We start from the raw sequence: 12,590 nt of genomic DNA on the forward strand, positions 1-12,590 counted from the left end.
TTAAATAAATGTTTAATATTTATTTAGTTCAATAAATCTAGTTAAATATACTTTTTAACAAACTAGACATTTAGCCTAAAGACTACGATAAACTAAATCTAGTGTCGTAATAAAAAATTTGGTAATATTAATGAAGAAAATCATTATTCCCCTGTATCAAAAATAGCTACATATAAAGATGATAAAACATGTATTACCACGATGCGTTTAATGTAATATGAAGAATTAAGATACATAAACGTTTTTCGACTATATAATAGGAAAAAGAGTTGCCAAGTCGGATTCAAATCCAATTTAGCAACTCTTTTTTATTTTACCATTAGTACTGGACAGTTTACTCGTTTCATTACTTTATGACTGACACTACCAAGTACCATTGTCTGAAACGTGTTTAATCCACGGCTTCCGATCACGACTAAATCAAACTCCCCTTTATTTGCATAATCAACGATAGTGGGACCGGGATCACCATGAAGTAATTTTGTGCGATAAGAAATGTTGGCCTCTTTTAGCATTTCCTCAATTGGAGCAAGTCTTTTTCGACGCTGTAATTCAAGTTCTTCTTTCCCTTGAGAATGTAGCACTTCTTGTTTTGCTTTATCATAATCAACGACATACAGAGCTTCCACGCTGCAGCCATTGATAAGAGAAGCAATTTTTACCGCTTCTTTCGTTGCGCGAAGAGAATGCTCTGAACCATCTACGGCTAAAAGAATACTTTTATACATTCATTTCACCCCAAATTAATTAGTTGATAACTTCGGATTCGTTTCACTATATACCGCCAACTTGTCAACGAGCTTCTTACTTGCGGAGTTTAGGTTTCTAATCGTTACGATATTTCCATTTTCTCGATAATTTAACACAACTTTATCTATCGCACCTACAGCAGATTCATCCCAAATATGGGCATTGGCAAAATCAATTACAATGTTCTCATTTTCCACCTCTGTATCAAAGGCTTTTACAAACCCTTCAACAGAAGCGAAAAACAACTGACCTTCAACATGATACGTTATAGTAGACTCTTCTAATTGTTTTTTCACTTTAATAGAAGAAATTTTTGCGACGAAGAATAGCGCACTTAAAATAACTCCGGCTATTACCCCTTTTGATAAATCATTCGTAAATAAAACAATACCTACTGTTACTAACATAACAAAGGCGTCGGAACGGGGTGCTTTTACTAAATATTTAAAGGAAGACCAATCAAATGTTCCGACAGAAACCATAATCATTATTCCAACTAGTACTGGCATTGGAATTTGTACAACTAAATCACCGAAAATCATAATTAAAATGATAAGGAAAATACCAGCAACAAAAGTAGAAAGTCTACCGCGACCACCTGATTTAACATTAATAACAGATTGTCCGATCATTGCACAACCTGCCATTCCACCAAAAAATCCAGTGACAATATTGGCAATCCCTTGTCCACGTGCTTCTCTATTTTTATTACTATCCGTCCCTGTCATATCATCCACAATCGACGCCGTTAAAAGCGTTTCTGTTAAGCCGACAATTGCTAATGATAATGAGTAAGGAAAAATAATTTGCAATGTTTCTAATGTAAATGGAACATCTGGCAATAAGAAGTTTGGTAAAGTTTGTGAAATAATACCTAAGTCTCCTACAGTACGTAATTCAGCACCGGAAAAAATCGTAACTGCAGTTAAAATAACAATCGCAACTAGAGGAGCTGGAATCGCCTTAAAAAATTTCGGCAATACATATAAAATAACTAAAGTTATCGCCACAAAAACATACGTTAAATTATTGATTCCGATAAAATGCGGTACTTGTGCCATAAAAATTAAAATTGCTAACGCATTAACGAAGCCGATCATGACTGAGTTCGGAATAAACTTCATAAATCTTGCAATTTTAAAAACACCAAATAAGATTTGAATAATACCAGTTAAAATTGTAGCTGCAAACAAGTACTGTACTCCATAATCGCGAACTAGAGGTACCATTACTAACGCCATCGCACCCGTTGCAGCTGAAATCATCGCTGGACGACCACCGGCAAAGGCAATAATGACCGCTATCGTAAATGAAGCGTATAAACCGACCATTGGATCAACGCCTGCAATAATTGAGAAGGAAATTGCTTCAGGAATTAATGCTAAGGCAACAACAATCCCAGCTAAAATATCTGCTCTTATATTCGAGAACCATTCTAGTTTAATTTTTTCTACCATGTAATTATTCACCTCAAATTCTTTAATTTCTTTCTGACCACATGGTATTCTGACACAAAAGATAAGTTTAGCATCTTCCTTCTCAAAAAGGAACAGTTTTTTTTAATACACACTTTGATGGAATTATTGAAGGTTTTGATAATAATGGAGTGAGGATGTTAGTTCCTGAATGGGTAGAAGATGATACAGATGATGAAATGACGCGTCAGTTTAATTATGGTTACGGTCGTCCACGTAGAAGATATCGTCGTTACCGTAGACGTTATTTTCCTTTCCGTTTTTTTAGAAGAATTTTTCCAATCCCTTATTACTATCCGTACTATCCTTGGTACTAATATTAACCATATTCTTGGAGGTAAAAATTTATATTAACTTAAAAAAGCTTGTTTTGAAAAAGAGTTTCAAAACAAGCTTAGCATTTTTCACAAATGGGACGTTATTTAGATACGAGGTAGAATTATTTCCCCGTTTCAGCAAACCGCTTAATTCTTTCTCCTATTTCATCACGAACCCGCTGAAAGACTTGCCAAATTTCTTCTTCCGTTCCTTCTGCTTTCGCTGGATCATCAAATCCCCAATGGTTCCGTTTCACATGTGGCGGTGTGACTGGACATTTATCTTTCGCATCGCCACATAATGTCACAACGAAGTCCGCATTATTTAATATTTCTAAATCAATTATATCTGACGTTTGCTTGGAAATATCAATGCCAACCTCTTCCATCGCTTTTACTGCTTTCGGATTTAATCCATGGGCTTCTATTCCCGCACTTTTCACATCCCACTCAGCTTGATTTAAATAATGTTTTGCCCAACCTTCTGCCATTTGACTGCGACAAGAATTTCCTGTACATAGAAAATAAATAATTTTTTTCGCCATCTCTACACTCCTTTAGAAAAGTAATAATGATATATAAAGTCCAATTAACGTAATAAATAAAATTGGGATAGTTAATATAATTCCAACTTTAAAGTATGTCCCCCAGGATATTTTTACTCCCTTTTGTGCTAAAACGTGGAGCCAAACTAAAGTTGCTAGTGAACCGATAGGTGTTATTTTTGGACCTAAATCGGAACCAATTACATTAGCATACACTAAAGCCTCCCGAATCACCCCTGATGTATTCGTTTCTCCAATGGCTAAAGCATCAATCATTACTGTCGGCAAATTATTCATAACCGCAGAAAGGACAGCAGCAATAAAGCCCATTGCTATAGTAGCTATAAACAATCCTTGTTCAGCCACATATTGAATAACTTGTGATAGGGTAGAGGTTAATCCGGCATTTCCTAAACCATACACAACCACATACATGCCTATCGAAAAGAACACAATATTCCACGGGGCATTTTTTATCGCAAGCTTTGTATCTACTACTTTACTTCTTCTAGCCAACAATATAAAAACAATTGCAATTAATCCACCTATGATAGAAACAGGTACGTTAATAAATTCACTTGTGAAATAACCAATAAGTAAAATTGCTAAAACATACCAAGAAACATAAAACAACTTTTTATCTTTAATTACATCTTTAGGATTCTTTAATTTATCCAAATCGTATGACTTTGGGATACTTTTTCTAAAATATATTAACAGCACTGTAATTGTCGCAATTAAAGAGAAAATATTCGGAATGATCATCCGAATTGCATATTCATTAAAACCAATATTAAAGAAATCGACGGAGACAATATTTACTAAATTACTTATAATAAATGGCAGCGATGTTGTATCGGCAATAAAGCCACTCGCCATAATAAATGGAAATAACATTTTTTCTGTAAAATGTAAATTTCGTACCATCGCTAGAACGATTGGAGTTAAAATTAATGCTGCACCATCATTGGCGAAAAGAGCTGCAACAACTGCACCTAAAATTGTTACATAAATGAACATTTTTATGCCATTTCCCTTTGCTAATCTTGCCATATGTAATGCTGCCCATTCAAACAAACCAATTTGATCTAAAATTAATGAAATAAGAATAATTGCTACAAAAGTTAAAGTTGCATTCCAGGTAATGTCGATCACTTCTAAAACATCACGAAAGTCAACAACTCCAACTAGTAATGCGATAAAAGCACCTGCACAAGCTGACCAACCAATATTTAACCCCTTCGGTTGCCAAATAACAAATATTAAAGTTGCTATAAAAATAATAATTGCGAGAAATAATGTTAACGTCAAAAATGAAACCTCCAATTAACTATATAAATAAATCATAATCAAAATACACTTATATTTGTATACTTTTCTAGAACATAAAAAGAAAGCTTAACGGCTTCCTTCGTCAATGATTGAATTAATGTTTTCGATTGCTTTTTCTAAATCCATGTCAACCGAAGTAATGATTTGGATAATGTGATTCATTTCAGATAGAGGTTTCAATCCATAGTAGACCACAGGTTTTTTATGTTTAAGGATCGTTCCTAATTCAACGAAAGGAATATTTTTTGAAGGAACGAAAGATAATGATTTAAAAAAGTTATAAAACTCGTAAATGCTTTTATGATCATCGGGTACACCGTGTAACATATCATAAAACTTATCAATTGTACATAAAAGATTCCCCATAAAACATTCAACCCTTCAAAATTGCTCTGAAAGTTATTTTATCTAATAGACAATTTTCATTCAATAAAAATATTTATGTTTAACTATTCACAATCAATAATAAAATAAAAACTTTTTCATATAAAAAGCAACTATATTTTATTAAATCTCCACATTTTAATTGCTAAAACATTTATCAATATAGTGAATTTGTCCGTATCAAAGTAGACAAAGAAAGCATCTACTAATAACAAAGGAGGTGTTATTAATAATGTTTCATTCAAGACCAGTATATTGTCCTCCTAGGTATCATGTTAGAAATAAATTTGTTAAACGAGTCCATCCAGTCATTCATCCAATTGTCCATGTTAATCGAATAAATGTAATTGATGTACCTAGACATATTATTAAACCAATTTATCGAACTGAAGTGATTCATCATAGAAGAAGATGTCGGTGGTGTTAACTTACACCACACCTTCTCATTCGGAATTGTTTTGTAATTTTACACAATTTTTAAAGGAGGGGTTCCATGAGCCACAGATACAATATGGGCGCAGGATTTGCACTAATTGTAGTCCTTTTTATTCTGCTTATCATTGTTGGTACTTCATATGTTGGTGGTGGTTACTAAACCAAATTTTTAATTTTATTTTTGTGAAATATTATACTTCTTCGTCTCTATCACTTAGAGTTCAATTTAAACAGTTTATATCGAAGAAGGAGAAATACACGATTAAAATACCACTCTTATTGAGTGGTATTTTCCCTTTTAAAATCAAATTTTTCAAACTTATATCAAACTCCAAATAAGAAATTTGCTTTTATCTTTGTTAAAAAAGTAGCAATCCAATCCACTTATTCTATTGTTAAAGTTCGGGATTTTCCCCATCTATATCACTTTCTTTAGTTTTAGTAGCATCTTCTTCACCAACCGCAGCCGCAGCACCACCGAATGGATCAAGGGCCCGAGCAATATTGTCTTCAGGCACCACGCCTAAACCTGAACCAACTTTATTTGTTTTTTGTTTCGTATGTATATGCTTTTCTGCCATTTCTGCCACCCTTTCTTATTCAATAACTTCTTCCCTAGTTATTTTGACCCATTAAAAAAATGAAATGATAGAGAAAATTTGACAAAAAAACAGGCTGAAAAATCAGCCCTATAAATATCTGCGTTGTACACTCCGTCCGTCATAAGAAAACAAAATCGTTTTTTCTTCCATGATCGTTTCCATATGAACACTTCGACCCCAAAGTTGATAAATATATGGAAGTACTTTTTCTAAGTATTTAAGGTCAAGTTCAATACCTTCATAATGATGTTTTAAATATAGTTCTCCATTTTTTAAGTAATCTCCATCATTAACGGTAATATATGGGAAGCCACCGTTTACCCGCATATTGACCAACTGATCACGAACATTTTCCCAATCTTTATCAACGATTTTATATTCTCTGCCTTGTTTTTGGAAAAGGTACATATCTTCCCGCATCACAAGTTTTTTCGTTAAATAATTTCGCAGGAACGATTGATCTGATTCGATTTCTCTTACTTCAAAAATTTTCTCCCGACCACTTCCTGGTTTAACGCCTAGTTTTTTCATTTCTTCCGTCGGGTTGTTATACCGCTCTTCAATATCTTCAAATATTTTTAAACCTAAATAATATGGGTTAATGCCTGTTCTGGAAGGTTGCACAACATCCGCATTTAATTTTGCAAAATCAAGTGCCTCATCACTTGTTAAATCCATCTCCCGTAAAATTCGCTGATGCCAATAAGATGCCCAGCCTTCGTTCATAATTTTCGTTTCTAATTGCGGCCAGAAATAAAGCATTTCTTCGCGAATCATTGTCATAATATCGCGTTGCCACTCTTCTAGTTCACGACTATATTGGATAATAAATAATAGGAGATCTTTTTCTGGCTGTGGTGGGAATTTTTTCATTCGCTTTGGCTTTTTCATTTTTTGCTCATGGCGTTTATCTAAATTCCATAAATCATCATATGGTGTTGTAATGGCATGTTCATCATCTTCTTCATATTCTACATCTTCTAATGTCCAATCAAGGGTTGGTCGAACTAAAGATGGGTCAATATGTTCTTCAATTGCGAGTACTGCATCGATAAATGATTCTACTTCTTGACGCCCATATTTTATTTCATATTGGCGGATTCGTTCAGCGGTTGCAGCCATACTTTCAACCATATCTCTTTTCGTATTTTTGAAGCGAACGTTATTTTTGAAAAAATCACAGTGGGCTAACACATGGGCAACGATGAGTTTATTTTGAATTAAAGAGTTTGAATCAAGTAAGAATGCATAACATGGGTTGGAATTAATGACAAGTTCATAAATTTTACTTAAACCTAAATCATAATGCAGTTTCATTTTAAAAAACTGTTTTCCAAAACTCCAATGGGAAAAACGTGTCGGCATGCCGTACGCACCGAATGTATAAATAATGTCTGCGGGACAAATTTCATAACGCATCGGATAAAAATCTAAACCAAAACCTTCAGCAACCTCGGTAATTTCCTCTATCGCACGCTGAAGTTCCTTATGCTCCTCGGCTAACATATCCCTCTCCCCCTTTACTATTACCTATAATTTATGAAGGAGAAGGGGGAATGATTACTTTTCATTTTTATGTAAAAAACATAATTCATATAAAGAAAGTAGCATGTCCCTAATTGATTGAAATAATATATGATATAATTTACATTAATCTATAATCTATATGAATGGGGAGAAATGGTGATGGAACTTCGTCAGTTGCGGTATTTTGTTGAAGTTGCCGAAAGGGAACATATGACAGAAGCCGCGGAAAATTTACATGTGGCACAATCAGCTGTTAGTTTACAAATATCGAAATTAGAAGATGAATTAGGGGTAACACTGTTTGAACGTGTTGGTCGAAATTTAAAATTAACGGATATCGGTCGAACATTTTTATTTCATATAAAAAAGGCGTTACAAGATATTGATTATGCCAAATCAAAGGTTGATGAATATTTAGATCCTGATCACGGCACAGTGAAAATTGCTTATCCATCAAGTTTTGCTAACCATATTCTACCTACAGTGATTTCAAACTTTAAACGGCGCTATCCCGATGTAAAGTTTCATTTACGTCAAGGCACATATGCCGATTTACAAAATGCGGTTAAAAATGGAGATATTAATTTAGCATTTATGGGTCCCGCTCCAGTCGAAGATGCTGAATTACAAGTGAATGTTTTATTCACAGAGAACTTTTATGTACTCGCACCAATTAATCATCGAATTACGGAACGGGACGAAGTATCACTACACGAGTTAAAAGATGAAGATTTTGTTCTTTTTTCAGAAGGATTTATTTTGCGAAAAATTGTCGTTGATGCCTGTACCCAAGCCGGATTTTTACCGAATATTACTTCAGAAGGTGAAGATACGGATGCGATTAAAGGGTTAGTCTCGGCTGGAATTGGGTTAAGCATCCTCCCAGAAAATACGTTATACAATAACATTCCAAGAATGACGAAAAAAATAAAAATTTCCCATCCTGAAGTAAAACGATCGGTTGGCATTATCGCTTCTAAAACTAGAGAGCTTGCTCCTTCAGAACGAATTTTTTACGACTTTGTTACCGATTTTTTCTCGAAATTACAAGGATTTAATAATTAAGTTTTACGCTTCAGCATTTACTCGTCTATCATTTCAGATGCTAAATAAAAGCCAACAAATTGATTGCGAATCCACTCTTCATGAAACTTCTCCATCGGCGGATGGCTTTCACCAACATGATTCGTTAGTTCTAATGTAAAAGCGGGACGTTTAAATTCATCAATAAACCAGTCTGTAAAACCACCACCTGTTGCCTCAAGAGGCGGTTTGGCAAGTTGATATCCTGTAAGGCTAGCTAAACTACTTGCTAAAAAATAATCACGATAAATATTTTGTTGCTCACCGTATTGCCAATAAATAACATGTCCCGCTGAATGATATGCAATTGCAGACTTCGGATTTAATTCTTTAATAAATTTTACAAAAGCTTGCACTTCTTTACCTTCCAAAGGCTGTTTCCCTTTATACCCTTTAAAAGATGGTCTGTCTTTAAGGATTTTGTGCTTCTACAATATAATCTGCCTTTCCTTTAGTGGGATTAAGGATGAAAAAGCAAAACAACAACAAGAAAATTTTCTTTACCAACAATTTCACTTCCAATTACGTTTTTCACATTTTTATTTTTCTCCTGTTCCGTTTTAAAACCTAACGAATATACTGGAAAATTGATACGACCTTTAAAAATATGGTTTGTTAAGTTTTACTTTGTAAAATAATTTGCCGACTGCTCAAAATACTAGTAACCCCTGCACAAGGGAGGTTTCAAATGAACAAAGCAGATTATGATCGTGCACTGTACTACACCTATCATTCCCAATGGGATAATTTGCTTTTACTAATGGTCCGCACAAAGGATGATTTTTTATCAAAAAAAATCGAACATTTTCTACACGCCTATTATTTTCAAAAAGATCATGCAGTAGTGGAAAATTACTTAATTTCTCTGCTTGCTTATGCTGATCATGCAAACGAACAAGCAATGATAATGCAACAAGATGTGATTTTTTCTGTCTAACTGGTGAGGACGAAAGAAACTTGCTTGACCTAACAAAACACGTTAGGTCCTTTTTAATTTTCAAAAAATTCCGGGATTCAATTTGTTTTAAAAGCATTCTAAAATAACATATGCTAAAATTATCCATAGGACAAGTCATTTTTTTTTAATAAATGTGGGGTGGACTTGTTGGAAAATAAAAAAATTGATCATTTGTTCTTTTTCAGTTGGCTCGTTTCCATTATTGCCACTTTTGGGAGTTTATATTTTTCTGAAATAAGAAACTTTGTCCCTTGTGAATTATGTTGGTATCAACGGATTTTAATGTATCCAATGGCGGTTTTACTATGTATTGCTTATATTAAAAAAGATTGGAAAATGAGTTTTTATGCGATGATTTTGTCTGGAATCGGCGCATGTATTTCGTTATATCATTATTCAATACAAAAAATCGCAAGTTTTGGAGAAAATGCTATTGGATGTAGTGTCGGTGTACCTTGTACTGCCGAATACATAAATTGGTTTGGTTTTGTTACAATCCCGTTTTTAGCATTAATCGCATTTATTCTTATTTTTATCGTTAGTTTCATTGTGTGGCGACAAGTAAAGGAGGAAAACTAATATGAAAAAAGTGTTTATCTTTGGTGGAATTATCGTTGTTATTTTTATTGCAATTGCCCTTTTAACGAAGATGTCAGATTCGGATTATTATAAAAATGCTATCACCCCTGAACAATTAGAACAAGACTTGGCTAGTGGTAAAGCACAAACCGTTTATTTTTATAGTCCAACATGTTCATACTGTCAACAAGCATCACCTATTGTCTTTCCAATGGCTGAGGAAATGGGATTTGACTTAAAACCATATAATGTTGACGAACATCCAAGTGCTCAATACGGTATAACATCTACTCCAACAATTGTGCATTTTGAAGATGGAAAAGAAGTAAGCAGAATTGAAGGGTTTGTTGGCGAGGAAAAATTTAAAGAGTTTTTTGAAACGAACGTTGTGAACGAATAGGAAAATTAATAAAGGGTCGCCCTCTAATTATTGAGGCGGCCCTTTTTTTTTGAACGATATTTTTGTTAGATTTCATTACGACTTACCACTGTTCATACATCTCTTCTTCCACAATCGCATGCAAGTCATAGGAATCAATGACAATTATCCGATAATCATTTTGCTCTGCATATTCATCCGCATATTCTTTTATATATTTAGGTGAACCGCCTTTTTCATCATCATAAACAATTAACATCCCATCTGTGTTCCGAATGACAAACTTATTTTTTTCTCGAAATTGCCACGGTCCCTCATACGGACGATTTGTAACCGAAGTATGGTAGTCTGCAAACATTAAAATTTCTTGATATTTCTCCTGTTTATCTTCTTTCCAATTTTTTTCTTGATCTAAGAAGGGAGTAATTACCGCGTATTTTAACTGAGGAAAGTCCATTTGTAAGTCCATTATTACTTCTGCTGCCCATGTTTCGACTCCTAATTGACCACTTAAAATAACCCATTCTAATTGTTCTTCTTCAATTAATTGAATTAACTGTCGTCTAATCGCTTTTTTAATAATGGCGATACCTGGATGCTTATCGTCAAATACACCTAGTTCATGTTGTTTGTATCCTGTTATTACTAAACGTTTTAACATACTTTCACCTGTTTCTAATTTAAACTATGTCTATTTTTATTATAACAAAATATTTTTAGGTCGCTGTGATACGTAACCACTTCTATTTTTTCCATCAAAAAATAAAGCAACCGACCTTATGACCGATTGCTAATATCACTACATGACAAAGTTACCTGGAGTTTTAATATAAACACTATCAGCTTCTAAACAGAAATCTCGTTGTTCCAAAAATTGTTCATGAGAAAACGGAAAAGATAAACCGAGTTCCTCTAAAATTTGGACGTTTCGTTCATACATTTGCTGATATTTATTTTTTTCTAAACCATTTGATTCAATTAAAAAGATAAGAGTTTCTAAACTCGAAATGATTTGATATGATTCTTTTAGTGTGCCATTCAACTCGTTTTTTCCTAATACATTTAAAAAGTTCATTTTTTCAAATTTGGTTACATCCTCTTCTGAAAAATATTTAGGAAAAATAGAAGTATAAAAATATTCCACGAGATTTTTTATTTTCAACTCTTGTTCTGAGGTTGAAGCATAAACGATCTTCAAGAGTAACCCACCTTTATAACATATTTACTCCATCTTAAATTTAAACTATCACTAGAATAACATAGGAACAATGAGAATGATTGTGGTAATTTTAGGTAATCAATGATAGCAGGTGATTATATGCATAACGTAATGAAAAAAGAACATGATCTATACATCCAAATTCCCGATGTATGGGACGGACTAACAGTTGAAGACTTATTAAAAAAGGAATGGCATTTATCGAAAAAAACCGTTCACTTTATGAGGATGGATAAAGCTATTGAGATTAATGGTAGGGCTGTACCTTTTTCTGAGCGTTTAGTGAAAGGGCAGGTTTTGCTAATCCAAAATGTTTTTCAAACTGAGGATTACGGTTATGTGCCGAACGAAGTTGATTTTCAAGTTATTTATGAAGATGACTTTTTACTTGTAGCAAATAAACCGGCAGGCATTGCCACACATCCAAATAAGCCTGAGGATGTTAAAACATTAGCAAATGGAATAGCTTACTACTTCCAAGAAAAGGACGAGCGCTCTGAAGTACATCATGTGCATCGTTTAGATAAAGATACGACAGGAGCAATACTTTTTGCAAAATCGGCATTTGTCGGGTCAATTTTAGATTATCAATTAACGGAGCGTAAAATAAAACGAACATACACTGCTGTTGTCCATGGGAAACTAAAAAATCAAAAAGGAACGATACAAGCAAAAATCGGTCGTGATCGCCATCATCCAACACGAAGACGCGTATCTCCGACTGGTCAAGATGCCATTACCCACTACGAGGTTATCGCATACGATGCAAAGAAAAACTTAAGTCAAATACGGTGTCAATTAGAAACAGGACGAACACATCAAATTCGTGTCCATCTCGCCCATATTGGTCATCCCCTAGTCGGTGACACTCTTTATGGGGGAATACGATTATTTTACAGACAAGCTTTACACGGACAGTTTCTAAACTTTACACATCCATTAACATTGGAAAAAATTACAGTAGAAGCACCGTTTATCGATGATTTTCCGGCATTAAATTAGACT

At 34.0% G+C, this 12,590-nt stretch carries 18 protein-coding genes; 8 read left to right on the forward strand and 10 right to left on the reverse strand.

Annotated elements, in window-relative coordinates; translation table 11 throughout:
* Positions 1 to 308: 308 nt before the first annotated feature.
* Positions 309 to 728 carry a universal stress protein gene (locus GW534_RS05725; RefSeq protein WP_161920100.1) on the reverse strand — a complete coding sequence of 140 codons (420 nt, stop codon included), beginning with the start codon at positions 726 to 728 and terminating at the stop codon, positions 309 to 311.
* A gap of 15 nt (positions 729 to 743) precedes the next feature.
* Entirely contained in the window at positions 744 to 2,207 is a 1,464-nt protein-coding gene (locus tag GW534_RS05730; RefSeq protein ID WP_161920101.1) for a SulP family inorganic anion transporter, read from the reverse strand.
* Between the two features lie 155 nt (positions 2,208 to 2,362).
* On the opposite strand from GW534_RS05730, the gene GW534_RS05735 reads away from it, so the two are divergent.
* Entirely contained in the window at positions 2,363 to 2,542 is a 180-nt protein-coding gene (locus GW534_RS05735; RefSeq protein ID WP_161920102.1) for a hypothetical protein, read from the forward strand.
* A 122-nt stretch (positions 2,543 to 2,664) separates the two neighbouring features.
* On the opposite strand, the gene arsC is transcribed toward GW534_RS05735, so the two are convergent.
* From arsC to GW534_RS05750, 3 genes are all read right to left on the reverse strand, one after another.
* Positions 2,665 to 3,087 carry an arsenate reductase (thioredoxin) gene (gene arsC / locus GW534_RS05740; protein WP_161920103.1) on the reverse strand — a complete coding sequence of 141 codons (423 nt, stop codon included), beginning with the start codon at positions 3,085 to 3,087 and terminating at the stop codon, positions 2,665 to 2,667.
* Between the two features lie 12 nt (positions 3,088 to 3,099).
* The gene (locus tag GW534_RS05745) at positions 3,100 to 4,398 is read right to left on the reverse strand and encodes an arsenic transporter (protein ID WP_161920104.1); all 1,299 of its coding nucleotides are present in this window, start codon (positions 4,396 to 4,398) and stop codon (positions 3,100 to 3,102) included.
* A gap of 87 nt (positions 4,399 to 4,485) precedes the next feature.
* Positions 4,486 to 4,785 carry a hypothetical protein gene (locus GW534_RS05750; RefSeq protein WP_161920105.1) on the reverse strand — a complete coding sequence of 100 codons (300 nt, stop codon included), beginning with the start codon at positions 4,783 to 4,785 and terminating at the stop codon, positions 4,486 to 4,488.
* Positions 4,786 to 5,035: 250 nt separating this feature from the next.
* Here GW534_RS05750 and GW534_RS05755 point away from each other — a divergent pair, with 250 nt between their 5' ends.
* Positions 5,036 to 5,230: a spore coat protein D gene (locus tag GW534_RS05755; RefSeq protein ID WP_161920106.1), complete on the forward strand. Its 195-nt coding sequence runs from the start codon at positions 5,036 to 5,038 to the stop codon at positions 5,228 to 5,230.
* Between the two features lie 84 nt (positions 5,231 to 5,314).
* Positions 5,315 to 5,398 carry a YjcZ family sporulation protein gene (locus GW534_RS05760; protein ID WP_246203968.1) on the forward strand — a complete coding sequence of 28 codons (84 nt, stop codon included), beginning with the start codon at positions 5,315 to 5,317 and terminating at the stop codon, positions 5,396 to 5,398.
* Positions 5,399 to 5,633: 235 nt separating this feature from the next.
* On the opposite strand, the gene GW534_RS05765 is transcribed toward GW534_RS05760, so the two are convergent.
* Positions 5,634 to 5,819 (reverse strand): hypothetical protein, encoded by a 186-nt coding sequence (locus tag GW534_RS05765; protein WP_161920108.1) that lies wholly within the window; start codon positions 5,817 to 5,819, stop codon positions 5,634 to 5,636.
* A gap of 108 nt (positions 5,820 to 5,927) precedes the next feature.
* Positions 5,928 to 7,346 carry a SpoVR family protein gene (locus GW534_RS05770; protein ID WP_161920109.1) on the reverse strand — a complete coding sequence of 473 codons (1,419 nt, stop codon included), beginning with the start codon at positions 7,344 to 7,346 and terminating at the stop codon, positions 5,928 to 5,930.
* A gap of 180 nt (positions 7,347 to 7,526) precedes the next feature.
* Between GW534_RS05770 and GW534_RS05775 the strand changes: the two genes are divergently transcribed.
* Positions 7,527 to 8,432 carry a LysR family transcriptional regulator gene (locus tag GW534_RS05775; RefSeq protein ID WP_161920110.1) on the forward strand — a complete coding sequence of 302 codons (906 nt, stop codon included), beginning with the start codon at positions 7,527 to 7,529 and terminating at the stop codon, positions 8,430 to 8,432.
* A 17-nt stretch (positions 8,433 to 8,449) separates the two neighbouring features.
* Here the strand turns inward: GW534_RS05775 and GW534_RS05780 are convergent, their stop codons facing one another.
* Positions 8,450 to 8,869, reverse strand: coding sequence for a M14 family zinc carboxypeptidase (locus GW534_RS05780; RefSeq protein ID WP_312854633.1), 420 nt, complete (start codon positions 8,867 to 8,869; stop codon positions 8,450 to 8,452).
* A 269-nt stretch (positions 8,870 to 9,138) separates the two neighbouring features.
* Here GW534_RS05780 and GW534_RS05785 point away from each other — a divergent pair, with 269 nt between their 5' ends.
* The 3 genes from GW534_RS05785 to GW534_RS05795 all read left to right on the forward strand — a co-directional run bounded on the left by GW534_RS05785 (position 9,139) and on the right by GW534_RS05795 (position 10,387).
* A complete protein-coding gene (locus GW534_RS05785) occupies positions 9,139 to 9,387 on the forward strand; it encodes a YhdB family protein (RefSeq protein WP_161920112.1) in 249 nt (82 codons plus the stop codon).
* A gap of 168 nt (positions 9,388 to 9,555) precedes the next feature.
* Positions 9,556 to 9,987 carry a disulfide oxidoreductase gene (locus GW534_RS05790; protein WP_161920113.1) on the forward strand — a complete coding sequence of 144 codons (432 nt, stop codon included), beginning with the start codon at positions 9,556 to 9,558 and terminating at the stop codon, positions 9,985 to 9,987.
* A 1-nt stretch (position 9,988) separates the two neighbouring features.
* A complete protein-coding gene (locus GW534_RS05795) occupies positions 9,989 to 10,387 on the forward strand; it encodes a thioredoxin family protein (protein WP_161920114.1) in 399 nt (132 codons plus the stop codon).
* A gap of 82 nt (positions 10,388 to 10,469) precedes the next feature.
* On the opposite strand, the gene GW534_RS05800 is transcribed toward GW534_RS05795, so the two are convergent.
* Both GW534_RS05800 and GW534_RS05805 read right to left on the reverse strand, forming a co-directional pair.
* The gene (locus GW534_RS05800; RefSeq protein ID WP_161920115.1) at positions 10,470 to 11,027 is read right to left on the reverse strand and encodes a DUF1273 domain-containing protein; all 558 of its coding nucleotides are present in this window, start codon (positions 11,025 to 11,027) and stop codon (positions 10,470 to 10,472) included.
* Between the two features lie 138 nt (positions 11,028 to 11,165).
* Positions 11,166 to 11,564: a DUF5365 family protein gene (locus GW534_RS05805; protein WP_161920116.1), complete on the reverse strand. Its 399-nt coding sequence runs from the start codon at positions 11,562 to 11,564 to the stop codon at positions 11,166 to 11,168.
* Positions 11,565 to 11,696: 132 nt separating this feature from the next.
* Between GW534_RS05805 and GW534_RS05810 the strand changes: the two genes are divergently transcribed.
* Positions 11,697 to 12,587: an RluA family pseudouridine synthase gene (locus tag GW534_RS05810; RefSeq protein ID WP_161920117.1), complete on the forward strand. Its 891-nt coding sequence runs from the start codon at positions 11,697 to 11,699 to the stop codon at positions 12,585 to 12,587.
* The last annotated feature ends 3 nt before the right edge of the window (positions 12,588 to 12,590 follow it).

This window comes from Pallidibacillus pasinlerensis, from assembly GCF_009996845.1.
In the GTDB taxonomy this organism is placed as follows: domain Bacteria; phylum Bacillota; class Bacilli; order Bacillales; family Caldibacillaceae; genus Pallidibacillus; species Pallidibacillus pasinlerensis.